Here is a 26,604-nt window from a genome sequence, read left to right as displayed (position 1 = left end):
CTAGCAGGCGAATGATAACTCTAGTCGGAAATGAATCTGAGATTACGTGGGCCCTACAAGAGAAAAATAAGGTTCTTTCATTAAGCTAACAGGAAACGATATCTCAATAAAACTAATGAGTAGTCTGCAATTCTGCAGGCTGCTCATTTGATAAAAAAAAACGATGTATGACTTCGCTCCTGGAGAGGGGCTAGGCATACATCGTTAAAATGGGGGGGGAACTCCAGCCTGCATATGCTACTCTAGAATGTATTTGGCAATGGTTTCACTCATCTGGATATAGAATGTATTTGCATCGTGAAAACGAACATCGGCTTGGTGAAAAAGTGCGTCATCGATTACAAAAGAGTTTTTTATTTTTAGTGTGTCTGAGTCCAGAATATAGTAGGCGGCTTTCTTAGGCTCCGGTTTAGATGAATCATACCAAGCTTGTGTTTTGTCGACGGCTCCGAAGACAATGCTCTGATCATTTAGTCGTTGTAACAGTCCTTGTGCAGGTAAATCAGTAAACGTCTTGGTCGCAATCAATTGATTGTTAGTATTGTACAGACTAAGCTTATTTTTCTCTTGAATCAGATAATTATTTCCTAAGGATACGTACAAAGAATCGTACATATTATGCGCATACGTTGTACCGAAAACGGCATCCTGTGCTGGCTTAGGCAATGGTCTGATCCATTTGTGTTCCCCGTTAGGCTTATAGCCGTGCAAGGTTTCCACTTCCATCTTTGCATCGTAGATGGGAACAATCACAGTTCCGCCACTTAGAACTTCAAAGTCAGCATGCACAATATTGACGTGATCCTGCGGTTGGACAGCGGAAATAATCTTCTTTCCTGTAGGAATGGAGTAAATATCAATTGTCGTCGTGTTTCTCGGAGCATCAGAATTTAACAAACCAACGTAGTTCCCCTGAATATGTCTTACGTGGCCAGGAAACTCCCTTTTGATAAGCGGCTTGCCTTCCTTTGTATAAAGAGTAATCACACTGGTGTCTTTTGTGAAAGTAATCACGGCTATGCGCCCATCTTCTAGGATATTGAATTGAAAGTGCTCTTTGAATGTTTTGACCCATCGTGGCTTGTTATTTGAATCCAGAGAGATCAACTGGTATACCTTCTTGTTACCGGAATTTACCTCATCGAAGTAGTAGACGTTACCGCTCTGATCTATTTCAAACGAATTGTAGGGCATAGGCGATTTATGAATCCACTTCTGTTTTCCAGTTTTGTCGTCTATCGCTAGTAAGGAGTGTACGGATTTAGTTTTGCCGGTAGAGCGATCTGACTGATACAAGAATGTATATGCAGTTTGAGAGTTAGTCTGTTCTGATACGATCGGGTAGAAGATATTTCCTGTGAAATAATAGTTCTTACTATGTATTTGGGTTGTCGTATCGGTAGGTACGTCATAGGTCCACTCTGGCTTTGGAAGTTGCTTGTAATCAGAAGCAGATACTGAAGTGGCGATGGGGACTAAGGAAATAGTAATGAACGTTGTTAGAGTAGTGATTAGAAAAGTACGTTTGGTGATCCTTTTCATGATATGAGTTCCTCCTAGTCTCGATGTAATGGTCGATATTCTTCTAAAAATGGGATGATCTTGTCTGGTTTATAGCTTGTCGCCACATCAATGGGAGATGTACCTCTTAAATTTGTGACATGGATATTTGTTCCGCGATCTATGAAGTACCCAATACCTACTGGTTCTTTGCCTGGCACCACCTGTTTGGAATGGTTCCATAATAAAGCTAAAATCTTAAGCGAAAACTATAAACTCAACAATGTTTTTTTTACATTCCTCCTTTCTTTTGGTAAAATCAACCTTTCAATTATAACATATAATGTACATGCTTCCCCAATCCGGAACAAAAAGTAGTGATGATTAAAAAGAGGAGGGCAATGCAAAATGGAGTTCAAATTTGGGAACGTTTCTATTCTTCTCCCCCCTTTACACATTACAATTATCGGAATCATTATTTTTTTCTTTTTAGTAAGGTGGAGCAAACACTTAGAAACAAGACGTTTTACAGTTTTCTTTTACTTTTTGATCAGTACTTCCATTATTCCAATTTATTCTCGTTATACAACAGAAGGTGTCTTTCAGCTGTTGATTCCCTTAGGATTTATAGTGATCTTTCTGTACTTGTTTCGCAGCAAAAGATATCATCCATCTAAAATGAAAGCGAGTATTTTAGGGCTTTCCGTAGCAATATACCAGTTAATTCTTCAATATGTCGGATAGATTTTGATATTTCTCCTCCACTATTAAGGCTCAAAAAGCGATTCTGTAGCAATAATTCATACATTTTAATGGAATGGAGTGGTTGGTTGGATAATTTCCGAATTGTGTATATATGCACTGAAGAGAAAAGGCATGCACTATTCTGTGTATGCTTGTCGCAGGACAAGAACATTATTACATTCAAAGTCCCTATTTTAGGGGCTTTTTTTGATTTGAGGAACTAAGTTCATATCCAAAGATGAGCACAGTTACAAGGTAGAATTAGAAAATTGTAAGGTAGATTAAAGCAAAACCCCGCAGTCTGAATCGACAGGTAACGGGGTTTTTATTATTATGAATCTGATTTACGGACTTCGATCTGAAATTGATCAGAATATGATTTGAGGTTCCCTGCAAGGCTGGCGAGCTGGCCGGATATGTTCGACAATTCGTTGGCCGATCGCTGCTGCTCCACAGCACTTGCAGTGACTTCTTCGGCCATGGCTGAAGTTTCCTCGGTTGCGGAAGCAATATAGCTCAAGTGCTGCTCCACTTCCTGACGAATAGAGTGCATATCCACCGTACGGCTTTCCAAACGTTGAGCCAGCTCATGCACTTCGTTCGATAAACGGCTAACCTGTCTGAACGTCTGGAGGCAATCAGCGATCTGTTCTTCCTGCTCCTTGACCGCCACCATATTCGCATCAAAATGACTGCCCATACGATGTATCTCTTGAACAAATGAACTCAGGATTTCATCAATCTCCTGAATCGAACGTTCGGATTGCTGAGCGAGCTGTCCCATTTCACCAGCAACGACCGCAAAGCCTTTTCCCGCTTCGCCAGCGCGGGCTGCCTCGATTGAAGCATTCAGCGATAGAATTTGAGTTTGTTTTAAAATGTTGTGTATTTGTCCGCTAATGGAGGAAGCGAGTTCCGATTGAGTCGTCAGTGAACTGGAAATTTCCTGCTGATGCTCAACACGCTTCGCATTCTCGCGGCTCTTTTCAAGCAGAACCTCATGTTCATGTGTAACTTGTACTTGCACGGCAGATAACTGCTCTGAAGTATGGGTAAACTGTTGCACATATGAACCTACTTCATCCATTATTTTGCCGAGACTCTCTGAGTGCTGGACGGATTGTTCTGTCTCTTCGGCCTGTTTCGTAGACCCTATGGCAATTTCTTCGATCGCTCTGGAAAGTTCTTCGGTCTGACGCAGGTTCGTTTGAGCCGTTTCCGCAATATTTTTCGAGGAATGCTGCAAGGTATTGGATCCTTGCTGTATTCCCAACAGAATGTTCGTCAATTGGGCAACCATGACATTAATCAAATCACTGATGTCACCGAGCTGATCGTTTGTCATATGTTTGGACACGACTTTGAGATTCCCATCAGCAACCTGTTCGAGGCTTGACTTAATATCGCGCACTTGTCCGAGAATGCCCCTTACTACGAATAGCATCATAACCAAAGATAGAACGAGTACAACCACAAAAATCGGGATAATGGTCCGATAAGCATTATTCAAGGATGTCTCGGAGACTTGGTTCACTGCTGCAGCAGAAATATCAATGCCCAGATAGCCAATAATAGTACCTTGCGAATCCTTGATTGGTGTAAAGGAGGACAATAGCTGTCCCCAGGTTGGATCATCTACAATGCCCGTTGTGACGACTTCACCACTTAACAAGCGTTCCTGAATCTGGGGTTTGAATTCCATTGCAGTCCCGTAAGGGCTGTATTCCTTATCGTCCCAATCTGCTCCATCCACGGTGTAGATCCACCCGTCTGAAGTTTTGTTATACATATAAACGTATAAGGCTCCCGATTGAAGCCTAACTTTAACGAGTTCGTCTCTAAGACTTTTGTATTCGTTGCTCTCCTCTGAAGCAGTAGAGGATAAAGTCGTGATTAATTCCGATTCCTGACCTAGTTGAGAGGCAGTATTCACTGCCAGCTGCTGATTGTTATGCTGCATGGTCATTAATGATGCATTTTCACTAGAGTCGATAGTGGTCCACATGATTAGACCGCCCATGGCCAGCAGCGGAACCAGAATGATCAAATACAGTTTGAACCTTAAATCCATCTTTTTTTTGCGAGTCTGTCTCACGTTCTGTTCCCCCTTGGAAGTAATAAATAATATGGTTATTGTATAACCCCATACTATTTATCGTAATATTGAAGGGGTAAATGAAGACTAATCCTAAATTTGTATATACATATAGGTTGAAGTGCAGAAAACTCTTGGGATTGGATAAACGTCCAGGCTGCTTTTTCGTCCATGTTTTAGATGAATCTTCATTATCGTACGCAGTGGTTGATTCTGAAAATTGTCCAACAAGCCACCATTCTATAGAAAGTATTTGAATTTCGAAGTGGGGGTGAGGGCAACAAATGGATTGTACTTGGTGGTAAACAGTGTTACTCTAAAAGTCTGTGTTTAACAATACATTTAATATTAGCCACCATTTTAGTTATAAAGAAAGGTAACACTATGATAAAAGTTGATAACTTATCCTTCTCGTTTCCACAAAAAGAACTATATAATAACATTTCATTTACGCTTGAAGAGGCACAACATTGCGCTTTTATCGGAACAAGCGGCAGTGGGAAAAGTACACTGATCGATATCCTGATGGATCCTGAACGATATTTGTTCGAGGGCAAGTTAGAGATAGACCCCGATTGCAGAATTGGGTATGTGAGTCAGTTCTCGCAAGTCGAGAAAACGAAAGAAATGACCGTTTTTGAATATATCGGAGAAGAATTCATCAAGTTACAAGATGAAATCACAGCTATGTATGCGGAGATGGCCACCACGTCGGATATGGATGCGCTGCTTGAAAAGGTTCAATTGGCTTTGGATGCCTTCGAGGCGATGGATGGGGATAATTACGAAAACACCATTAATAAGCAGCTAAACCTTGCCAACCTCATGAAGCTAAAAGACCTTGATGTATCCGAATTAAGCGGCGGGGAATTCAAACTTATTCAAGTAATGAAGGAAATGCTGAATCGTCCAGACTTAATGATCATGGACGAACCCGATGTATTTCTAGACTTTGAAAACCTGAATGCACTTAAAAAATTGATTAATTCCCACAAGGGAATGCTTCTCGTTGTTACGCACAATCGCTATCTTTTGAATCATTGTTTCAATAAAATAATACACCTTGAAAACACGGAGATCCAAGAGTTTGACGGGCGATACATCGACTATAACTTCTCGTTGCTTCAGACGAAGATCGAGCTGCAAGAAATTGCGGTAGCTGAAGCTGAAGAAATTGAGAGGTACGATCATATCATCGACAATCTTAGAGAGATCGCCACGTATAATTCGGAAGCCTCCAGAGGCAGAGCGTTAAAAGCCAGAGTCAAGTTTCAAGAGAGATTGGAAGCGCGTCGAATAAAAGAACCATTTGTTGATATCAAGCAGCCGAATATCCGTTTTGGCATCGAAAAGGAAATGGAAGACACCGTTGTGGTTAACGTCAATAACTATAGCGTTTCCTTTGACGAATTACTTTTGGAAAATGTGAACTTTGAGATCAAATCGACAGATAAAATAGCCCTAATCGGTCCAAACGGTACCGGGAAAACGACGTTACTCCGCGAAATCTTCCAAAATAATCAGGATTCTATTGAAATAAATGCTGATGCTACAGTGGCTTATTTATCTCAGTTTCAAGGCGAAATGCTCAAGGATTCGAATACCATACTAAACGACTTTATTGATGCTGGGTTTCAAACTTATGATGAGATTAGATTGCATCTTTTGGACTATGGCTTTGAAGGAGAAATCCTTGATCAAAAGATAGAGTCTTTATCTGGTGGAGAAAAAAACATGCTTCAATTGGCTAAAGTTTCTGCCAGTCAAGCCAACGTATTGCTGCTTGATGAACCAACAAGCCATTTAGACATCTATTCACAAATCGCATTGGAGAAAGCTATTGAGGACTACAAAGGTGCGATTCTCATGATTTCTCATGATTTCTATTCTGTTGTAAATGGTATGGATTATGTTTTAATTATTGAGGACAAAACGATTAACAAGATGAGTATACAAGAATTTAGAGAGATGATTTATGCGAGTCATTTTGATGAAAACTATCTAGAAACGGAACAAAAGAAAAAGTCTGTTGAAATGAAAATCGAATTGGCTTTAAAAGATACTAATTTTGAACTTGCCAAAGTTTTGGTTGATGAGCTAGAAGAGCTAATTAAGTTCCTTTAAAGTGAATTAGTCTGAGTTCAACGATGAATATGATATTCCCATTTGAAGTCGCTATTATAGCGGCTTTTTATATTGACGGAATGGACAAGAATATAGGGCGATTACCGATTAGATATGGGGCAGATGTCGTAGTCTCTGAACTTGAATCTTTCAAAAATCCAGTAAGCTTGAAATCTCTGCAGAATTCTATCAAAACTATCTTGGACTGGTTCGTTCACAGGCTGGGCCACCTCATGCTGTAGTCTTCGAAACAAAGCCTATTGCATTTGCTCTTCGTGACCTGTTGCCTGAAACAGAACTCGGTTCAGGTACTCAGCCTGGACTTGGTGTCGCTCTGTGGCTTCATGCCCCCAATACGCAAGAAATCCACAACAAGCTTATTGCAGCAGGCGTAAAGATTACGTCTTCACCAATAGATGGACCATTCGGACGAACTTTTACATTTGCCGACCCAGACGGTTACCTAGTTACCCTTCACAGTAAAGCCTAATACGAAAGTGTATCTGGCTTAACAATAGTGATAACTTTTTCTGTCACAGTGAGCCAAATGTTATTACAACATTAAGACCTTATTACTAAAAGTTGTTTTCTCCCCATACGGTGGACAGGTGAAATGATAAATCCTGTTACTGTGAGGGGAGTTTTTTCATGTTGAAGAATTAACAGCTATGTTGGGTACGAAAGGGGATCTAAAGATATGAGACGGAGGCCTGGGTTCACAGAATCTAATATTTTTACAATCGATACTATAGAGTATTTAATAGGTGATATAGATTATTCCAAATATGGGTTATGATATTCTTAAGTGGAAGATATAATGCTTTGAATTTCTGTGTACAAGAGGTGGAAAAACAACTATGAAAAATAGAAATATAACAGGTATTGCAGTGGCCATAATTTATTGTGTTGTTCTTTATGTTTATTTAACTGATGCCCCTCCTGGTGAAGCTCCAAATAATCCGCTATGGGTATATTCCTTGTTTCCACTTGGAGTTGTTGTAATTACCTCTCTTTTTGATTATGTGATCAAGTTCGATTTCTTCAGAAAAAGAAAAAAGAAGAAGTAGTAGAAAAGAGTAAAAAATGAATGGTGTCGCGGAACAAGAACATTCTTCCATTCAAAGTCGCTATTATAGCGGCTTTTTTGTTTTAAGGAACCAAGTTCATGTCCCAAGATGAGGACATGAATATGTACCATTGTGATTTGTTGTGTCTCTGTATTAGTCCTCGGAGAAGAAGATATATATGTAAAGCATACAAGTCGCGCTTAACAATGAAGTAACATTTTACAGGTACAATATTTTAGAGTACATAAAGTCTAGTTATTATGCGGACAGAGGAGAGGTTCGATTGGAATTCACAGTAAGTAGCTCTGAATTATTGGATAGTATTTTCAAAGCTGCACCGTTTTTTGCCCAGCTTTGCCAGAAAGAAGATATTGCGCTAGCTATCGCCGACAAAGAGAAATTGATATTTTATTCGCCAGACCGCAGCAATCCGCTGGACGTAAAACCCGGTTCACTGATCTCGAAAGGTCAAGGTATTGAAATAGCGATGACGACCAGACAGATGGTCATCAAGTCTATAGGGCAGTTCCTAGTCCTGAGACTATTTTCTTTAATTGAACAAGCTCCTATCGCGAATGCGAGAGAACTTGTTCAGATTAAAAGTTTTCTCAATCAAAGGACGGTCGTAACGCAAGTCTATAAAAATCTGCCCAGCCATAAGCGTTTGTCTGCATTCCTATTAAACGTTTATCGTAGTAAGTGGACTGGTTTAGATGGTACAAAAAGAATACAGCCCGTTTATCTCTAAGCCATTGTTCTGTTTCTTGGGTCATTAGAATTCGTTTGTTTGCTTCTGGCTCGTTTTCGATCTTATGCAATCTAATGTTTAGATGCTCATAAACCTCCGGGGATAGGTGCCTACGTACGACGTGACGATCGTCAAACATAAGACGTAAAAAAGAAATAACCGAATTATCATCAACAACAGCGTTAGCTAATACAAGATCGGCAGCATCGATAATCTCTGGACGAATAAACTCTTCGTAATCTCGAACTTCTACGTTAATTTTCACTCCATATATAGCGCATTGCTCGCTAAACCAGCGAGCGTTTCGTTCCAAGGAATCACCCAATATATGATAGGTCAGAATTGATAGTGTTTGTTGTGGATGAACGGGTGGTCCTTCTAGAAAATTTGGTTCTGATTTTAAGTAGCTGGGACCATAATTCAGATAGTCATGCTTTAACATTTGTTCAGAGATGATGCTCCAATCAGGAAAAAAACTATAAGCAGGGCTATAGGTATGATTATTGAGATCTGCATTCATGCGATGTGGATTGGCTACAAGACTAAGCCAATGTCGAAAATCGTCAGATTCTAGAGGTCCTGGCTTGTTTAGTTGAAATGTCATATAAGTGCATCCTGTTTCTATTCTTTCAATGTCAGGAGGTTGATTGTTTCGTGGGTGAAGTTGAAATGGATGAATATAGGGAAGCGTGTCCCCAGCTAATTCCCTTAGCGGCAATGAACGATAACGGGTTTCCGGTAAGATCCACAGTTCAACCCGATCCAGCTGAGCTCGTCCCGAAAAATAAGCAGGAAAGGCTTCAAGAACAATTTGGGAGTCATCGTTTTCTACCACTCGGAACGGGCCACTTCCAATGGGAAGACGTGCAAATTCCCCAGGTGAACGTTTGGCCGAAGAGAGGGGGAGGATTGAAGCACGTGGAGAAGCAAGCAGTTGTGGAAGAAGGTGATAAGGTCGTCTTAGACTAATTTTAACACAGTATGGGCCTATGGCCCTGATTTTATCTATTGGAAGCTCAGTCCATTCTGTTCGCCCAAATTTTGTTGAAGTTAATCGTTCAAGAGTATAGACAACATCCTTCGCATGGAGTTCGGTATTATCATGAAAGAGTATCCCTTTACGTATGTAAAAAGTCCATGTACTCTCAGTATTATCGGTTTCCCAGTAATAAGCCAAATGAGGAAGGATTTCGTTATTGTCATCATTCTTGATAAGAAGCGTATCAAAGAGTTGCCGGGCCATATGCCACTCCGTACGCCGAAGTGTAAAAGCCGGATCTAAATTAGTCATACTTCGATAAAAGGGAAGACGCAGCGTGTCTAATTGATAATGTTCATTCTTATCTACGCGGTAACCATACTGTCCCTCTAGCCACTGTACAAATCTGCCACGTATTACATCGTCCACGTGGTGGTTCTCAAGTAATCGTATTCCATCGTGAAACCTTCCTTTAATCGTTGCCTCCTGGGCAAGTGCGAGCACTACTTCCGCTTCCGAAGTTAATATAGTCAGCGTTGAGCGATTACCTCGTCCTCGTCCTGGAGACCATGCAATCCACCCAGCCGTACATAAACGACGGATGATCCACTTTACATTACGTGGTGTGCAGTTCCATACTGTGCCCAACTCCTGTAATGTCGTCTTGTGTGAAATCTGTGCTTCGAGCGTGCTAAACAATTTTTTGAGATTGAAGAAATGTTCAGATAACTGCAGAAGATTCACCTCCAAATAAAAGGGGAAGTTTAAAATTTAAAACTATACTCTTTTTATTTCCCTTATTTTAACTACAATCATAACATACGAACCATAAGTGCAGCCAAATAGGGAGGAGAATGTTATGGAAATGAAGCCATGATCATCATCGGCCAGCTTTAATAAAGGCAAAGGAGTGTATCAGAGAATGGTTCACTGTTCACGAAGAAAGAGGTGGCTGTGTTGACTAACGAAGACTCAGGTCGTATAGGTGCAGTTAAAGATCATTATTTTCTCGCTATTGGTGCGGCCGTTTTGGTCACCTTGCTGTGGTCGACATCCTACATCTTAAATAAGATAGCGTTTCAACATACTATTGGACCTTTTACTTTAGCTGGATTACGATACGTCGTTTCTACAATCACTTTGGTACTCATTAGGTTGATTTTGGTAAATCGAAAAAATATAGCACCAGAAGTGGATCTTCAAAAGAAAAGAGGCCGTATCAAATTACAACCATATTATATCGTTGTTCTTGGAGTAACTGGATATATGATGGCACAGGGACTGCAATACGCGGGGCAAATGCTGGTCACCCCAACACAAACGAGCATGGTACTTTCAGTTGGTAACACTGCCGCTTTAATTATACTAGATGTTTTTTGGCTCAGAGAGTTACGTGGTCGCTCATCTTTTTTAGGCATATTGGTAGCAATGACTGGAGTTGTCGTTTTCTATTTCCCTTGGGATTTTGGGGGAAGCCACTTTAGTGGAATTGTTCTAATACTCGCTTCTTGTGCTGGATATGCTATCCATCTGGCATTAACGAGGCACTTACTTAAAAACGAAAAAGCGAATCTGGGTGATCTAGTTCTCATGCCCATGGCGATTGGTGCCTTTGGGATGTTAATAATCGGACTCATTTTTGAAGGTTTACCAAGCATCTCTTGGCCACTTGTTGGTATCATACTTTGGCTGGGGATTATTAATGGTTCATTTGCATTCTCCTTATGGACTTGGACTCAAAAGCACTTGCGAGCCTATGAAAATAGTCTAATCAACAATTTGATGTTATTGGAGGTAGCTGTATTGGATGTTCTCATCTTACATCGTAATTTATCGGTTATTGAGGTCTTGGGACTACTAATGGTAGGATTGGCTGTAGTATTCGTGCAAATATACTCTCATTTAAAAAGACCTACTCAGTAATTTTCTTAGGTTTTAAACAGTTAAAAAGTTCGAATCTTAAATATATATAAAAACAGGATTGCAAATCTTATGGTTTACCTGATGTTCTGGAGATAAGGGATATAAAACTGCCATCCATTAAGAAAGACGATAGGATGATGCTTAAGGTACGAAATGCTTTGATTAATACATTTAACTATAAGGTTGGTGATCATGTTATTGGAAGTTGTTTCGGATCTCATGCGGAATACGTTTGTCCTCGTCAGAATGTACTAACTTTTATGCCGAAAAATGTAGACATAGACTTTTTAAGTCAACTGATGGAGGATTACAAAATAAAATCTTTTATTGAGAAGTGCTATCCTTTAGAGCAGATCATAGAGACTCATAGACATATGGAAAGCGGACGAACAAAGGGGAAGATTGTACTTAAACTGTAGTTGTGTTTGTTCAACTAACAGTATATTAACGCAACGTGCCTACGATGCCTGGACCCAGATTTTCTGGAGATGAGCGGGGAGAATCAGGAGCTCGAGAAGTGGTATTTGTGGGGCGCGGGGAAATTTCGACTTCATGAATGACTACCCCCATTAAATAAGTGTCGAGAGACATAAAAAGGCTCCCATTAAAGTTGCTATTTTAGCGGTACAAGTGATTTACTGAAACTCTGAAGGCTGGTTTATGGTCAAAATTGATCGGAAGTATATCAACTAGAACTATGAACCCATCAATAAACACTTTAGCAAAGAAATGGAGAGGATAGTGAATATGATTTTTGGATCAAAGGGCGAGGAAACGCCGAGATCATAGATTGTGCTGATTTGTTTAGGGAGTTCTTTATTAGCAACATTGCTCCTGTTATTTATTCTAATCGATATTTTGTGATAAAGGTTTTCTTTTTTTATGGCAGGAAAAAGGTAATCTGAGCACGAAATATGTTGATGATTATGCTAAAAAAGTTGCTTTGTGCACAATGATGTACCCAAAGCTGGATGTGCTTGAGCAAAGAGAAAGGTGTGCCACTAATCATGAAAGAACCGTCTGAACACCTCATTGCCATGCTGGGTCAGCCTTACGATTCCAGGCGTGTTCAACAAGTATTGCAATCCTTCGGTGTCAAACGTATACCGAAGGCGAGCGGTTATTTTAGTGACGACATTATTTGGTCTGTAAAGTCATCTATCCGCCTTGACGTTTATCGCTCCCCGAAACTTCATGAACTGACTGGACGTGACGATCTGAACACGGATGAATGGATGATCGGGGCCGTCCATTTTCTAGCTCCTGGCTCGGATGACCGAATCCATACCCCGTTTCCGGGACAGCTTCCTGCAGGAATGACAATGAATTCAACGCCAGATGAGTTGATTCGTGAATACGGTCAACCTGCATTGTATGAAGAAGGGGATTGGCTCGGGGGCACCGGTCCGTTTCTGGCATGGCGCGAATCCGGTATCAATGTCGCCATTGAGTATGAAACGAACGAGGACGGCAGTGCAATGACTTGTTATACTGCCTGTTTAGTTGGATGCATCGGCGCTTGGCGAAAGGATTACCCGGAGGTTTTTGTTCCCTGAAGACATCAAAAAAAGAAGCAGCGACGCTGGACTGCACCCCCATGGTATGACAGAGACCAACCATGGGGGTGCAGTCCATGCACTCTTGTCTAACTACAACTGATTAATTTGAAGTTCGGAATAAAAGGAGTATTCCCGGATTCAGTTAATTCAAAGTGGAAACTATATTATAATGACCTGTTTCGCGATATTGAGATTATTGGCTAATGCTCATGGGAAACGTCAACCTGAAAAGTCCGTTACCCTGAACAATTAATCAATACCTGTCTGGATATGTTTATTAGTCAACAATTGCCTTTGTCGGAGCTGGAGTTTACCTTCAATCAACTGGACTGGCTGTATACTTTCATCAGTGCTAAGGAGCAAACAGAGCATCGAGGGGATGAGGCAGCGGCGATGATTAACCAGGTCTCCGAACAATTAATTCAGTTCATTTTGTGTAAATCCGCTGAGGAAGAACCTTATGGAGATTTGCATAGTTTATGCGGTGCTGTATGTGCCTTGGCACTTGTTCAATCCGTGCTTCCCGAACAGGTAATCAGTGACCGAATCTTGAATAAAGTACTGGACCGTAGGCCCTTTATTTAAGGGTAATACAGAAATTCTGACGAAATTGAGATAGGACAGGTATCAGTTGATGCCTGTCTTTTTGTTTTTTGCTCCCGAGAGGAAGCCGGTGATAGATGCAAAGGGTACCTTAATGCCATCATTCCATTAATCTGGCAGCATGTTGTTCCCGATATTGCTGGTCCTGCGTAGCTGGCAATGTCATAGCTCGGTCGATTTTCCGTATTCATGAACAAGAGCGAATAATAATTAAGATTTTCAATGTATTTCAAAATTCCAATAATTGTAAGCCTGTGGTGAGGAGCGTGAATCATTTTGTACCACATGCATTCTCACCGAAAAAAGAATCCTGATCCAGATTTCTACCTCATTCTCGAACGTTGTACGGTTTAAAATACAAATTGCCGGTCGTATGATTTTCTAGTTGCAGGGTAAGATAACAACCATATGATGGTTTTGATTACTTTAATAAAGGAGAAGACCATGGTTGAAAAACACGACCCTCAAATGAAAAATCATCAAATGTCTACATGGCTTGATGATTTAAAACAGAAATTAAACCATATGGATGATGCCGAAATCATTGAGCACAGAATAGGTACCGGTGCTTCAGTCCATCTTTTATTTATAAAAACGTTAATTGATCAAGAGCGTTTAAACGAGGCGATTCTTCAGCCACTTCAGCGATCTGCTGGCCATTCGGTTTCATCATGCATAATCAATTCCAAAGTTTCTGAAGTTATATCGATTGAAGATGCTGGGCAAAAAATAATGCAAGGATTTATTCTTCTATACGATTCAGTCAACGATCAATGGCTAGGCGTACAATTGGAAAATCCTCTTGGTCGGGCAGTTGAACCTTCCCAAACGGAAACTGTTATATATGGAGCGAAAGACAGCTTCAGCGAACAAATCGATAAAAACATTACAATGTTGCGCAGGCGTTTGCCTATAACGACATTAAAAACGGAAAGCTTCACTATCGGATCACTAAGTAAAACGAAGGTTGTGTTAATGTACATAGACGGAATAATTAATCCGGAATTTGTTTCCCTTGCAAGAGAGAAAATTGAAAGTGTGGATTTCGATCAGTTTTTAGACTCCGCACAGCTTGCAGCTTTTATTGAAGATCATAACCATACAGTCTTTCCGCAGTTTCTACAAACGGATCGGCCGGATGCCTGTGCGTACGCCTTAGGTGAGGGTAAGCTGACTCTATTAGTCTCCAATTCACCGTTTGCCTTAATTTGTCCCATTACATTATTTCATCTATTTCAATCGCCAGAAGACTACTTCCTTCGTTGGCCGGTAGCCAGTTTTTTACGTTTAATGAGGTATGGAAGTTTTATTATTTCTTTGACGATGATTCCTTTTTATGTTGCGTTAACGACATTTCATTACCAAATGGTTCCACTACCGATTCTCTTCGTATTATTGGAATCGAGAAGCAAATTGCCCTTTACTCCGTTTGTGGAAGGAATTTTCATGATCGTAACGCTGGAAATCATCAAAGAAGCAAGTTTGCGAATGCCGACCAAAACCAGTCAAACTTTAGGGGTTATTGGTGGTATTGTCATTGGACAAGCAGCTGTAGAAGCAGGCTTTGCAAGTAAAGTATTAATTGTTTTGATGGGTATATCCGCTATTGCTTTCTTTTTAGTTCCCAATTATCAAATGACAAAATCCATGGTTCTGTTGCAAGTGCTTCTTCTTATCCTTGCATCGTTTCTTGGGTTGCCGGGAATCGTGATCGGGCTGATCGGGATTCTTGCACATATCCATGCATTAACGTCATTAGGTCAACCTTATTTAGCGCCGCTTTCTCCTTTTTATGGAAAGGATTGGATTGACCTCTTTATTCGCGGACCTTTGATTTGGATGAAAACGCGTCCGAATAATCTAAAACCACTACAGAAATGGCGACAGGAGAAGATGAAGAAATGAAGACTTTATCCTTATTCAATCAAACTTTCACCCTTGGCGGCATCCATTTCCTTTTATTGGTCAATCGCACGCAAATGCATTACTTTATTTTAATCATGCCGGTTTATTTGGTTCATTCGTATATGGTTTGGGGAATTGTCGCCTTGGGGTTACTGTCCCAACTTAATTTGATGATGCTGTGCAAATGGTTTACTTCCAGTTATGCAAAGAGAGGCTATCAAGGAATTGTACAGCTTTTTGGGAAACGGACAGTTCAAGTTTTCGCAATATTTGGTTTTTTGATCATATTGTTAAAAATCTCAATCATAACACTGGGTTACGTTGAAATGCTCCATAATTTTATTTATCCATCAATGAATAAAAAGTGGCTGATCTTTTTTATTCTTTCGATCAGCTTATTTGTGGCTTCACATGGAATGGAGAAAACATTGCGGTTTGTCGTCATCGCCTTTTTTTGTGGGGCTTGGATCTTAATCATGTTTATACCTTTTTTCTTTCCGCCGATTGCAAATTACCGCGATTTATATCCTCTAATACCCACCGAATGGTCTGGACAATCATGGCAGGGTTTGTTGTTTATTTGGTCGGCATTTTCCGGTCCAGTATATTTGGTCTTTATGGTTCCATGGTTAAGCTCCAATCAAAAAATATCGAAATATCTTGTCATTGGAAACATGCTGACGATTATCGAATATTCATTATTATTCATTGCTACGGTATTGTTTTACGGTTCGAACTTCTTAAACAAGATCAATTTTCCGGTAGTATATATGGGAAGATACATTCAAACGAGCGGTTTAGAACGAATCGATTACATACTTATCTCTTTCCATATGTTTAATTATGTATTTGACATTTCAATTCTTCTGTTGTGTTTTTATGGAGCAGGAAGAGTCTTTATGAAAAAAATGAATGCACGCACAACTCGGATCGGATTATTGTCGAGTTGGTTCGTCATTTTGATAAGTATCATCATAATGGATCAATGGTTATGGCAAACGGTTCCGGGTCAAAAGATGTTACTGAACATTCAAATTTGGCTCGGCGCAATCATTTATTTACTTGTTCCTACGATCCTTTTCACTGTGGTTAAACGAAAGGAGAGTATGTAGGCATGATACCATACAAGCATTATGGTTTATTGGCGATTGTAAGCCTTATGTGGATAGTCGGTTGCTCTTCTCCATATGTCGAGAACAATATGATCGAAGAGATCGCTCCGGTAGTTTTCTGGTCGATTGACAAGGGGACGGAAGGAAAGTTTAAAATCAGCACTTTAGTACCACCACTCATCAAAGAAAAAAAACGATTTCTCTCCAAGGAAGTTGATCTGTTAAAGCAGGGAGGCAAGGAGTTTAATTTAATTTATTATCGAGAATTGAAGCAGGGACAGCTGCGAATGTTATTAATCAATGAGGAACTGGCAAAAGAAGGTGGCATTGAAAAGCTGATCAATACGATATTGGTTGATCCCGATATTTCAATGCGTGTCTATTTATTGATTGTCAGAGGCGATTTTGATGAATACATAAAAAATCAATTGACGAAGCAAGAAAACCAAGATTATTTTCTTTATCGGATGTTAAAGCATTACGAGGAGCATAACCAAGGTGAAATGAGCATTGTCAATATTCATCAATTTATGAAGATGTTATATTCCCCTCTTAAGGATCCGATCGTGCCGGTTTTTCATGCGGATAAGAACAATTTCAATTACGTAGGAACGGCCTTCTTCCGAAATGATAAAGAAGTAATGGTCACTCAAGACGTAAGCGATGAAATTTTTCAACTTCTGGATAACGATCATTTCTTGAAAGTTTTGGCCATTCCAAAGTTATCTATCAGTTTAGGACGTGTTCGATCCAATATTCGCATGAAACTATCGAGTGACTATTCATCCTTGTCTTTACATGTAGGATTGAAAGGAAGAATTGAGGAATACCAGGGAGAAAAGAATATTCAAAGCGAGGAACCATTGGAACATTTAATTCATGAGATTGAGGTATACCTTGAGGAACAAACGTCAGAATTATTAAAAAGTATGCAACGGTTGAAAGTGGATCCCTTAGAGGTCGGAACACATTCACTTAAGCCGTTTTCTAAAGAACTAACGGAAGAGCAATGGTTGAAATATTGGGGAAATATGAAAATTAATGTTGACTTCGACATCAAAATACAGCCTTTAATTAATGTTGAACGGCTGTCGTGATTCAAAACAAGACAATCATTCCGAGCCGCTTGATATAAGCGGTTTTTGTTTGCAAAAAAATGGATGACTCTTGTGTCAATACGCTAGATACAGGGTTATCTACTGCTACGAAGGGACTGAGACAGCCGAAGTGGGAGCTTGCATGCTCTTTGCTGATACTTTTTATTGATACTTCGATGAATTATAGAGTCCAAACACTGATTTATACGTCATGTGAGAATAAAGAGATTTTAATCGAAACAAAATAACACATTCGTCCATATGATATTAAAAATTAAAAAAATCACTTTTTCCCATATAAGATGTAACTCTAAATAACATTAAAACCTCAATGCTCTGGTTCACTTTCGGATAAGCCAATTCACGATCCAATTGGAGAATGCGACAAACAGCAGCTGATCAGAAAATCAGCTGCTGTTTTCATTAAACGAACGGGCAGGATATCAGGGAAATAAGTGGAATTTTATATGATATGTTTTAAGCATTCACGAATGGATCGATTAGATGGTCGTCAAAATTTACGATTGAAAGAATTATGAAGCTACTTAAATTATAAATGAAAGAAGGGATAGAAGATGATACGAGAAATCAAGTATACTATCAATTATCTCGATCGCCCTTGCAGAAGCAATTTACTGAAGAGATTCTTACCGAAGCAACAAAGCGATATGACATTAATAATGACACTGTTCGTTTATTAGGGGGGTATGAAAGCTTTGTTTATGAATACCAGAAAAACAATGCATTTTTCATCTTAAAAATCTCACATACAATTAGAAGATCAAGAAATAATATACGGGGTGAAATTGAATTTTTAAATTTTTTGTCCAATAAAGGACTGGCAGTTTCAAATGCTGTTCCATCGACCAGGGGTAATATGGCCGAAGAAATTGCTGCAGAAAATGGTTCGTTCCTAGCCATTTCATACGAAATGGCTCTTGGGAAAGAAGTGTCGGATGCAGATTGGAATGAATCGCTTTACGAAAAATGGGGCGAATTTCTGGGGAAAATCCATCATGCCACTAAGGGTTATAAATGGAGCAATCCGGCGTTTAAACGACAGACCTGGGACCAAGAAGTTCAATTAAAGGCGGAGAAATACCTGCGACCTGATGATGTAATGATTTCAATTCTAAAAGAAAGATTAACAAGCTTAATTCTCTGCCCAAGTCCAAAGATACATACGGTTTGACTCACACTGATTTTCATCAAAGTAATTTTTATCTGCATAACGGAGACATTTATTTGTTCGATTTTGATGATTGCGGTTATACGTATTTCGTAAACGATATTGGGATTACATTGTATTATGCACTTTCTTATCCGTTTAAGGAATTTGAAAATAAAACGGAATATTATAAATTGTTTTTCCGCCATTTTATGAAAGGATATCTGAAGGAAAATACAATGTGTCAAATTTAAATGAAGAATCAATGAACTGGTTAAAAGAGCTTCAACGAGTAGCCGCTTCTGATGACCCTATGCTGCCGATTGATTTTGTTCAAGAATTAAAAAAACATTTATAATAGTATTTATTAACCTGGGAGCATCACATTTCACTAACGGGAAACGATAGTTCAAAATGACCTGTAGAGGAAATTAAGAATGTATCCGAGATAGACCAGCTATACTTGAAGAAATTCCGAATAAGAGGTAAGTATGATGAACACATTAAAATGGTTTCAGAACTGGTATCTTGAAAACTGTAATGGTGATTGGGAGCATTCATACGGTGTGAAAATTGATACTGTGGATAATCCCGGTTGGTCTGTCGAAATCGACTTGACAGATACTTATTTAGAAGACGTACCGTTTGAGTCAATTGAAGAAGAGAGAAATGAAGAAGATTGGTTCTATTGTATTGTGAGAGATGGAGTGTTTCACGGTGCAGGGGGAGCAACAAATTTAGAAGAGATACTAGATTCCTTTAAAACTTGGGTTTTGAGTTTGGAAAGAAGTTAATTATGCAGTAACCGAAGATGAGACATTGAAAGGTCCTTGGAGATAGTGAAGGGAGACACAAGGTGTATAGTTACAACGAATTCACCGAAGATTTAAATCTCGGACATGAAATAGAATTTATCTTGAATGATACTCATTTCTTAATCAGTTATAATGTAAGTGGTTGTTACTGTATTAAGGAAAATGAAGAAGCACAAGTTATGTACGAATCAGTTGAACAACTATTAAATCAAGTTAAGATTAATGGTAAAACATTAAAAAGTTTATGGGGAAATATCATTGTGAGTGACGTGTTTTGACTGAAATTAATCAAAAGGCCATTTCATGTAAACAAATAAAACAATCTTGATTTTTAAACCCCTGTTGATATTATCTTAGAATCAACGGGGGTTTTTATTGCATGCTTAAATCAGCGCAAATGCGCAGAAACTATGGGATAAGGGCAATTCAATAGGTAAACACCAAAAATCACGCCAATGGGAGTCATATAAGGAGAGGATCAAAATGTATCTAAAAGAATTTGATTTAGATATACCATATATTGTTGATGATGAAAATATTGAATCTATAATAAAAAAACAAAAATGTGAGTACCACGAAGCAACAAAATTAGATTATGAGTTGAATTGGAAATGGAAGAGACGTTCATTCAGATTGGAAACTCGCTGTATTACAGCGATGTATGAACGTTTATTTGGGAAGTACAAAACGAAAGATTGTTGGAAAGTCCTAATAGAATGTGTAGAAAACATTTCGGACGAAAGGATTGTTAACGATTCAGGTGTGTGTTCGGTGCCAATCCAATGTAGTTTGAATGACTTCGATGCAAAAAGTGAGTTGGAGAAAAAAAAGACTACGCTTCGACTGCTAATGGATGGGATAGAAAAACTTGCTCTAAGTAACAATTGGGACATTAAACCATTTCAAGATATCGCTTTGCAAATAGAGCAGTTAGGTTATGTTAATGAATGGACTTGGAAGAAAAACATCAAGAGCCCTAATAAGAAGTACTATGCTGAAGTCATATGCCATCATAATGTAGAAAGCATGGATATATTTATATCTATTTTACAACGAGATGGTACTCAAGTACTTTTAGAGAAGGTCATTTCAGAGCAACCAGATGAATTCGCTTATGCTAGACATTTAGGCGACCTTAAATGGGTATCTGATTTTGAAGTTGCTTTGATTAATAAAAAAGGCACTGGAAAGTTTTTGGCAACCCTAGAGCATTAATTATTTTGTCATTAGAAAGAGAGGTGTCGCGGGACAAGAACTTATTCCTATTGAAGTAAATCCATTCAATGAAATTTGTTCATATATGAGGAACTGGAGTATGATGGGGAAGGCAATGCTGATCATCACCATATAATAAATAATTTTATTTTTATTGTTAACCATACAGTAAAGAGTTACCAAAAACCTAATGCTTTTCTTCTTAGCTATTGTTCAAAAGGATTTCCCTTGGAAATTCCCTATAAAATCAATACCACATAACTTCCTTGAAGGGGGACATCTGTTTTGGATGAGCAATTTTTAGATCTACTGGCCGAGAAATATGATACGGAAGAAAAAATCATAACAGAGATCATCAACCTCGAAGCGATCTCCAATCTGCCGAAGGGAACTGAGCATTTTGTCAGTGATTTGCATGGGGAGTTTCAGGCTTTTCAGCATGTACTAAGAAACGGTTCAGGTACGGTAAAAGAGAAAATCAAAGAGTTATTCCGGAAGGTTTGGACGGATCAAGAAATCAATGATTTTGCAGCGTTGGTCTATTATCCGGAAGAAAAAATAAAGCTGGTCATAGGGGAGCTGAGCAATAAACAGGCTCTGAACCAGTGGTACAGACAAACGATTGAACACATGCTTAAGCTTATTTCTTACGCCTCTTCCAAGTATACACGCTCGAAATTGCGTAAAGCTCTGCCGGAGCAGTATGTATATATTGTAGAAGAGCTTCTATACAAGACGGATTCGACCAACAATAAAGATCCTTATTACGAGGAAATATATCGGCAAATTATATCTTTGGGCCAGGCGGACAATCTCATAATCGGCCTTGCTTATACGACCCAGCGCCTGGTGGTTGACCATCTTCATGTGGTTGGCGATATTTATGATCGGGGGCCGGACCCCGATAAAATTATGGATACGTTAATCAACTACCATTCTGTAGACATTCAGTGGGGGAACCATGATGTGCTCTGGATAGGCGCCTACGCAGGTTCTCTGGTCTGCCTTGCGAATATTATCCGGATCTGCGCCAGATACGACAATCTGGATATCATCGAAGATGTATACGGAATCAATCTTCGCCCACTGCTAAACTTGGCGGAGAAATACTATGAGGACAATCTATCGTTCAGACCTAAGCTACAGGCTGGTCATAACCTATCGGAGCAGGAAATTCTGCAGATCACCAAAATTCATCAAGCCATTGCCATGATCCAGTTTAAACTTGAAATCCCGATTATCAAGAGACGCCCATACTTTAATATGTCTGAAAGACTTTTGCTGGAGCAGGTTGATTACGACAAAAATGAAATCAACATCTGCGGCAAAACATACCTGCTGGAAAACACCTGTTTCGCAACCGTAAATCCGCAGAAGCCTGAACAATTGCTGGAGGAAGAACGCCAGGTGATGGAAAAGCTGCTGTTCTCCGTTCAGCATTCCGAAAAGCTGGCCAGACATATGAACTTTCTTATGAAAAAGGGCAGCCTTTATTTAAAATACAACGGGAATTTGTTAATCCATGGCTGTATTCCTTTGGATGAAGAAGGAAATATGGAAGAAATGCAGATTGAAGACAAGACGTATGCGGGCCGTCAGTTGCTCGATGTTTTTGAAGATCACTTACGTTACGCCTTTGCCCATCCGGAAGAGACAGAAGATCTGGCGACGGATATGGTATGGTACATCTGGACAGGGGAATGTTCCTCGCTCTTTGGAAAGAGAGAAATGACCACTTTTGAACGGTATTTTATCCAAGATAAAGAAGCACATAAGGAGAGAAAGAACCCTTACTACCATTTACGTGAAAATGAAGAGATCACTCGAAAAATTTTGCAGGAGTTTGATTTGAATCCAGATCACGGACATGTCATTAACGGTCACACGCCAGTCAAAGAAAGTCGTGGAGAGAGTCCTGTTAAAGCAAACGGAAAAATGATCGTGATTGACGGCGGTTTTTCCAAAGCCTATCAGTCCACAACGGGCATTGCCGGATATACCTTGTTGTACAATTCCTTTGGCATGCAGCTCGTCGCCCATCAGAAATTTAATTCAAAAGAAGATGTGTTATGTAACGGAACGGACGTGTTATCTCTAAAAAGATTGGTGGACAAAGAACTGGAGCGGAAGCTGGTGAGGGAAACCAATGTCGGGGAGAAGCTGCTGCGGAAAATCTCAAACTTGAAGGATCTATTAGAATATCGCTACATGAAATGAAACGATTGCTCAAAGTACACACCCGGATCAACCGTTTGAGTGCATTTGACGTAAACGCTCGTATTGGGCAGGGAAATCATCATACCCTGCCTTGCGAGCCTTTTCTTTTTTATAGAGTGATTTGACACAAAGCAGGGCATAGTGAAGGTTGGCTGAAGCCAGAAAAGTCACCAGTTAAGCTCGCTGCTATAGGCCTCCAACTGGCAATATAGGTGTGGTGTATCGCAACGAGCACGTCATCGAATAGAAGCTTTAAGCACTGAAACCCTTTCTTTTATTATGACGTTAATCGATAAGAAGATGATTATAGCACCTTCCCAAAGTTCGCTCTCCGTTAGACCAGCTTCTAGTTCACCACACGTAATATGAGGTTTTATTCAGGTTTACAGATCAATTTTCCAGTTACCCATCATTTTGGCGACTTCTGGATCGCGGTACGATAAGAAAAGACTCTCCCGTGTATCCAGCGCCGAAATTTGTTCAATATCTTCGGTACTCAACTCAAAATCGAATATGTTGAAATTTTCGACGATCCGCTCTTTATTCACTGATTTTGGAATTACAACGATTCCACGCTGAACAAGCCAACGCAACACGACCTGTGCGACAGACTTACTGTGTTTTGCGGCAATCGATGTCAGCACTTCGTTGCCAAACATGTTATTAAGCCCTTCAGCGAACGGAGCCCATGACTGATGTTGAACTCCTTGTTCTTTCATAAAGGTAGCGCTCTCGGTTTGCTGATAGAACGGGTGCGTTTCGACCTGGTTAACAGCTGGCACAATTTCATTGTGCACGATAAGGTCCATCAGACGGTCGGGCAGGAAGTTACTGACACCGATCGCCTTGATTTTACCTTCACTATACAGTTCTTCCATTGCACGCCAAGCGCCGTAGTAATCGCCAAACGGCTGGTGAATTAGATATAAATCGAGATAATCTAACTGTAGCTTACTCAAGGATTTGGTGAAAGCCAGCTTAGCACTCTCGTAACTGGCATCCTGAACCCAGAGTTTGGTCGTGATGAACAGCTCCTCACGTGGCACGCCACTGCGCTTAATCGCACGTCCAACCGCTTCCTCATTCAAATAACCGGATGCAGTGTCAATCAACCGATAACCTGCCATCAGCGCTTCATATACTGCATTCTCGCATGCTTCAGCATCTGGAACTTGGTAAACACCAAAGCCGATCATCGGCATTTTCACACCATTGTTTAATGTTACGGTTTGCATTGTAATTCCTCCTAATGTTTAAATGTAGTATGCAACAGCCCTTAGATTCAAAATTTGGGCACCTCAACAGGGCTTTCCCTTAATGGTATAGTTGCATTACAATAAACCTATCACCTTCGTGTTACACGAAGGCAAGCATACTTCGCAATTTATTTTTTCAAGGAGGTCTTCTCATGCACACCGTCAAAGAAGCCGCGCAGATAACAGGACTTACCGAGCATGCTATTCGCTTTTATACAGATAAAGGCTTGGTGCCAAGTGTACAGCGCAATCAGAATAATATTCGAATGTTTGACGAAGAATCAATCAACTGGTTACATGGGATTAAATGTCTCAAACAATCCGGGATGCCGATCGAAATCATTAAGATATATGTTGATTTCTGTCTCGAAGGAGATTCAACGATTCCACAACGTTACACACTTATGATGGAGCATAGGGAAGCAGCTCTTGCCAAGTTTGAAGAAGCCAAACAGCACTTAGCTCATTTGGAAGAAAAAACTGCTCTATATCAAGCAATAATGGAGAACCGATCCCTAGACACAACCAATCCCGCAAACTGGGATAGAATTAAACACATGCATGGAGACGTATTTTATGCTTCCTCTGCTGGTGAGGTCTAAAATATAAAAGGGTGGATAGACAGCTAACGAAATTAAAAAGCTGCTGAGATTGGTATCATTGAAGGTAAGGGAGTAGGGGACGATCAATTTTCATTGCATCAAAACATCATAACTGATTGAGCTTGCTTTCAGGCTCCTCACCATTTTCTACACGTTTTATATTCTTGATAAAGAAATCATATCTTGTTTTATGATAATTCCGACCATCAGGCATTCCTGCTGTATGGGGAGTAAGTATCACATTACCCAGATTCCGGAGCTCACTATCAATAGGAAGCGGTTCAGATTCAAAAACATCCAGGCATGCGCCTGAAATATCCCTGTTTTTTAATGCATCAATCAAGTCTCTTTCGTTGACAATGCCGCCGCGGGCTGTATTGATAAAAAGAGAGGTATTCTTCATTTTTTTGAATGCCGTTTTGTTGATCAGCTGTTTGGTTTGCTGATTCAAGGGTACATGTACACTGACTATGTCCGATGTGCTTACAAGAGTATCGAAATCCGTCAATTTCACAAAACCGTCCGATTGTACAATGGCAGTTCTCGCATACGCCAGCACATTCATATCAAAAACCTTGCAAAACGCAGCTACTTTTTTCCGATAGCGCCCAAACCAATAATCCCAATCGTTTTGCCTTTTAATTCACTGCTTGTATAGTCCAATTGATTTTCATCCATCTTGTTTTTCATGAAAGTATCAAGAAAAGGTATGTTTTTATAGTAAGAAAATATCAACGCCATTACGTGTTCGGCCACTGCCTGGGCATTCACTCCTGCAGCATTGGCCACCCAAATGCCGAGCTGTGTACAGGCAGGGACATCCACATTATCAAATCCTGCACCCGTCTGTATCAATTTTAATTTTTTGGCGTTTGAAAGCAGGCTGTGATCCACTTTAATATGTTCAGGAATGATTACCTGGCAATCTTCAATATGATGCATCATTTCTTCTCCGGGCGGGACAATTACGACGTCCAGTCTTGTGGAAAACACCTTTCATAACCGATACCATTCTTAGAATAAAACCCGTTTGATGCTCGTCATTTTATCCTTTTAATTCAATTTTATCAAGATAATCTTATCACGTTCTATTGAACCGGAATGGACTAGAACATAATTCGATTTTTGATTAGAAGAATATCTAATTTAATCGCAAGAAATCGATCAGTTGTTTTATACGTTGCCAAGCATTTTCGCATCCCTTGATAAGAACGTTAGGGAAGTATGGAAGAGTCTAGATAAACAATATACTAGCTATATAGTTTTTTTGTTGAGGTGAATTTCAAATGGATGAAATCGATGAATCAAAACAAATTGTATTACAAATTGGCGGTGCATTGAAAAAGTACAGAAAAGAAAAAAACATGACCTTAGACGATTTATCGGAATTAACAGGCGCTGTGGGTATGTTTTACTAAAACATACGGATTTCACATCTGCAGTGCGCGCAGTAACAAACCCTGCTGATCCATTGTTAAATCCAGAAATATGGATTGCTGATCTTCAACAGAGAATGGCTCAGTCAACAGATCATGATCTTAGCAGACCTTCCTCGTCTAACCTTCATGTCAACGAGCAGCGCACATTCGAAAAAAAGGAATACGAGCAATTACACGAAATTTTCGTTACCGGGCATACCGCTCTCCTCCGTGCACCGTTCCACAGACGTTTATTGGCTATTATGATCATAGGCATACTCCTATCTCTATTGGTAATCATTTTCAAAGATCATCTTTCACTAGATTCAATTGAAAGATTCTCACCTTTACTCATTATGGCCATGCTAAATCTGACAGTAGGCAGCCAGATTTGTAAGGCTCTATTCTGCCATTGTGATAAGCCGCTGATGCGTTATCCATTTTACCGTCAGCATGC

Annotated in this window: 22 protein-coding genes and 1 pseudogene; 18 read left to right on the top strand and 5 right to left on the bottom strand. The window is 39.8% G+C overall.

The genetic code is table 11. The features are described 5' to 3' along the window. Positions 1-237 precede the first annotated feature (237 nt). Positions 238-1,542 carry a hypothetical protein gene (locus tag BMY78_RS12815; protein ID WP_090898970.1) on the bottom strand — a complete coding sequence of 435 codons (1,305 nt, stop codon included), beginning with the start codon at positions 1,540-1,542 and terminating at the stop codon, positions 238-240. A gap of 1,033 nt (positions 1,543-2,575) precedes the next feature. Next, positions 2,576-4,339: a methyl-accepting chemotaxis protein gene (locus BMY78_RS12805; RefSeq protein ID WP_090898964.1), complete on the bottom strand. Its 1,764-nt coding sequence runs from the start codon at positions 4,337-4,339 to the stop codon at positions 2,576-2,578. A 384-nt stretch (positions 4,340-4,723) separates the two neighbouring features. On the opposite strand from BMY78_RS12805, the gene BMY78_RS12800 reads away from it, so the two are divergent. The 3 genes from BMY78_RS12800 to BMY78_RS12785 all read left to right on the top strand — a co-directional run bounded on the left by BMY78_RS12800 (position 4,724) and on the right by BMY78_RS12785 (position 7,530). Beyond that, positions 4,724-6,463, top strand: coding sequence for an ABC-F family ATP-binding cassette domain-containing protein (locus BMY78_RS12800; RefSeq protein WP_090898961.1), 1,740 nt, complete (start codon positions 4,724-4,726; stop codon positions 6,461-6,463). Between the two features lie 145 nt (positions 6,464-6,608). Next, complete coding sequence (locus BMY78_RS12790; protein WP_090898955.1) at positions 6,609-6,953, top strand: VOC family protein; 345 nt, start codon at positions 6,609-6,611, stop codon at positions 6,951-6,953. A gap of 367 nt (positions 6,954-7,320) precedes the next feature. After that, on the top strand, positions 7,321-7,530 hold the full coding sequence (locus tag BMY78_RS12785; RefSeq protein WP_090898951.1) for a hypothetical protein: 210 nt from the start codon (positions 7,321-7,323) through the stop codon (positions 7,528-7,530). 608 nt (positions 7,531-8,138) lie between these two features. Here BMY78_RS12785 and BMY78_RS12780 read toward each other — a convergent pair. Beyond that, a complete protein-coding gene (locus BMY78_RS12780; RefSeq protein ID WP_177185730.1) occupies positions 8,139-10,001 on the bottom strand; it encodes an ABC transporter substrate-binding protein in 1,863 nt (620 codons plus the stop codon). 213 nt (positions 10,002-10,214) lie between these two features. On the opposite strand from BMY78_RS12780, the gene BMY78_RS12775 reads away from it, so the two are divergent. From BMY78_RS12775 to BMY78_RS12720, 13 genes are all read left to right on the top strand, one after another. Then, positions 10,215-11,180, top strand: a complete 966-nt coding sequence (locus BMY78_RS12775; RefSeq protein ID WP_256222087.1) for a DMT family transporter — start codon at positions 10,215-10,217, stop codon at positions 11,178-11,180. A 134-nt stretch (positions 11,181-11,314) separates the two neighbouring features. Further along, entirely contained in the window at positions 11,315-11,599 is a 285-nt protein-coding gene (locus BMY78_RS33745; RefSeq protein ID WP_090898945.1) for a zinc-binding dehydrogenase, read from the top strand. A gap of 588 nt (positions 11,600-12,187) precedes the next feature. Beyond that, complete coding sequence (locus tag BMY78_RS12765) at positions 12,188-12,736, top strand: hypothetical protein (protein ID WP_090898942.1); 549 nt, start codon at positions 12,188-12,190, stop codon at positions 12,734-12,736. A gap of 273 nt (positions 12,737-13,009) precedes the next feature. Further along, a complete protein-coding gene (locus BMY78_RS12760) occupies positions 13,010-13,324 on the top strand; it encodes a hypothetical protein (RefSeq protein ID WP_143067029.1) in 315 nt (104 codons plus the stop codon). A 462-nt stretch (positions 13,325-13,786) separates the two neighbouring features. Next, positions 13,787-15,247: a spore germination protein gene (locus tag BMY78_RS12755; protein ID WP_090898936.1), complete on the top strand. Its 1,461-nt coding sequence runs from the start codon at positions 13,787-13,789 to the stop codon at positions 15,245-15,247. Next, entirely contained in the window at positions 15,244-16,359 is a 1,116-nt protein-coding gene (locus BMY78_RS12750) for a GerAB/ArcD/ProY family transporter (RefSeq protein WP_090898934.1), read from the top strand. Before BMY78_RS12755 ends, BMY78_RS12750 begins: the two co-directional genes overlap by 4 nt. A gap of 2 nt (positions 16,360-16,361) precedes the next feature. After that, positions 16,362-17,456, top strand: a complete 1,095-nt coding sequence (locus BMY78_RS12745; RefSeq protein ID WP_090898931.1) for a Ger(x)C family spore germination protein — start codon at positions 16,362-16,364, stop codon at positions 17,454-17,456. A gap of 556 nt (positions 17,457-18,012) precedes the next feature. After that, positions 18,013-18,648: a phosphotransferase enzyme family protein gene (locus tag BMY78_RS12740; RefSeq protein WP_143067028.1), complete on the top strand. Its 636-nt coding sequence runs from the start codon at positions 18,013-18,015 to the stop codon at positions 18,646-18,648. After that, positions 18,645-18,878 carry a phosphotransferase gene (locus BMY78_RS33740; RefSeq protein ID WP_177185729.1) on the top strand — a complete coding sequence of 78 codons (234 nt, stop codon included), beginning with the start codon at positions 18,645-18,647 and terminating at the stop codon, positions 18,876-18,878. Before BMY78_RS12740 ends, BMY78_RS33740 begins: the two co-directional genes overlap by 4 nt. A 237-nt stretch (positions 18,879-19,115) precedes the next feature. After that, positions 19,116-19,418, top strand: a complete 303-nt coding sequence (locus BMY78_RS12735; protein ID WP_256222085.1) for an immunity 53 family protein — start codon at positions 19,116-19,118, stop codon at positions 19,416-19,418. Positions 19,419-19,480: 62 nt separating this feature from the next. After that, positions 19,481-19,717: a hypothetical protein gene (locus tag BMY78_RS12730; RefSeq protein ID WP_090898924.1), complete on the top strand. Its 237-nt coding sequence runs from the start codon at positions 19,481-19,483 to the stop codon at positions 19,715-19,717. A gap of 205 nt (positions 19,718-19,922) precedes the next feature. Beyond that, complete coding sequence (locus BMY78_RS12725) at positions 19,923-20,654, top strand: hypothetical protein (RefSeq protein ID WP_090898921.1); 732 nt, start codon at positions 19,923-19,925, stop codon at positions 20,652-20,654. A gap of 285 nt (positions 20,655-20,939) precedes the next feature. Continuing rightward, complete coding sequence (locus BMY78_RS12720) at positions 20,940-22,871, top strand: fructose-1,6-bisphosphatase (protein ID WP_090898918.1); 1,932 nt, start codon at positions 20,940-20,942, stop codon at positions 22,869-22,871. A 383-nt stretch (positions 22,872-23,254) separates the two neighbouring features. Here the strand turns inward: BMY78_RS12720 and BMY78_RS12715 are convergent, their stop codons facing one another. Further along, entirely contained in the window at positions 23,255-24,106 is an 852-nt protein-coding gene (locus tag BMY78_RS12715) for an aldo/keto reductase (protein ID WP_090898915.1), read from the bottom strand. Between the two features lie 173 nt (positions 24,107-24,279). Between BMY78_RS12715 and BMY78_RS12710 the strand changes: the two genes are divergently transcribed. Further along, positions 24,280-24,729: a MerR family transcriptional regulator gene (locus tag BMY78_RS12710; RefSeq protein WP_090898911.1), complete on the top strand. Its 450-nt coding sequence runs from the start codon at positions 24,280-24,282 to the stop codon at positions 24,727-24,729. A gap of 106 nt (positions 24,730-24,835) precedes the next feature. Here BMY78_RS12710 and BMY78_RS12705 read toward each other — a convergent pair. Further along, positions 24,836-25,671 (bottom strand): annotated as a pseudogene (locus BMY78_RS12705) (NAD(P)-dependent oxidoreductase). Positions 25,672-26,015: 344 nt separating this feature from the next. Here BMY78_RS12705 and BMY78_RS33275 point away from each other — a divergent pair. After that, a complete protein-coding gene (locus BMY78_RS33275; protein ID WP_256222084.1) occupies positions 26,016-26,147 on the top strand; it encodes a RodZ family helix-turn-helix domain-containing protein in 132 nt (43 codons plus the stop codon). Positions 26,148-26,604: the final 457 nt, after the last annotated feature.

Source organism: Paenibacillus sp. OK076 (genome assembly GCF_900110055.1).
GTDB lineage: Bacteria > Bacillota > Bacilli > Paenibacillales > Paenibacillaceae > Paenibacillus.
The sequence above is the reverse complement of the archived record's forward strand: the minus strand, read 5'-3'. Positions and strand labels throughout refer to the sequence as shown.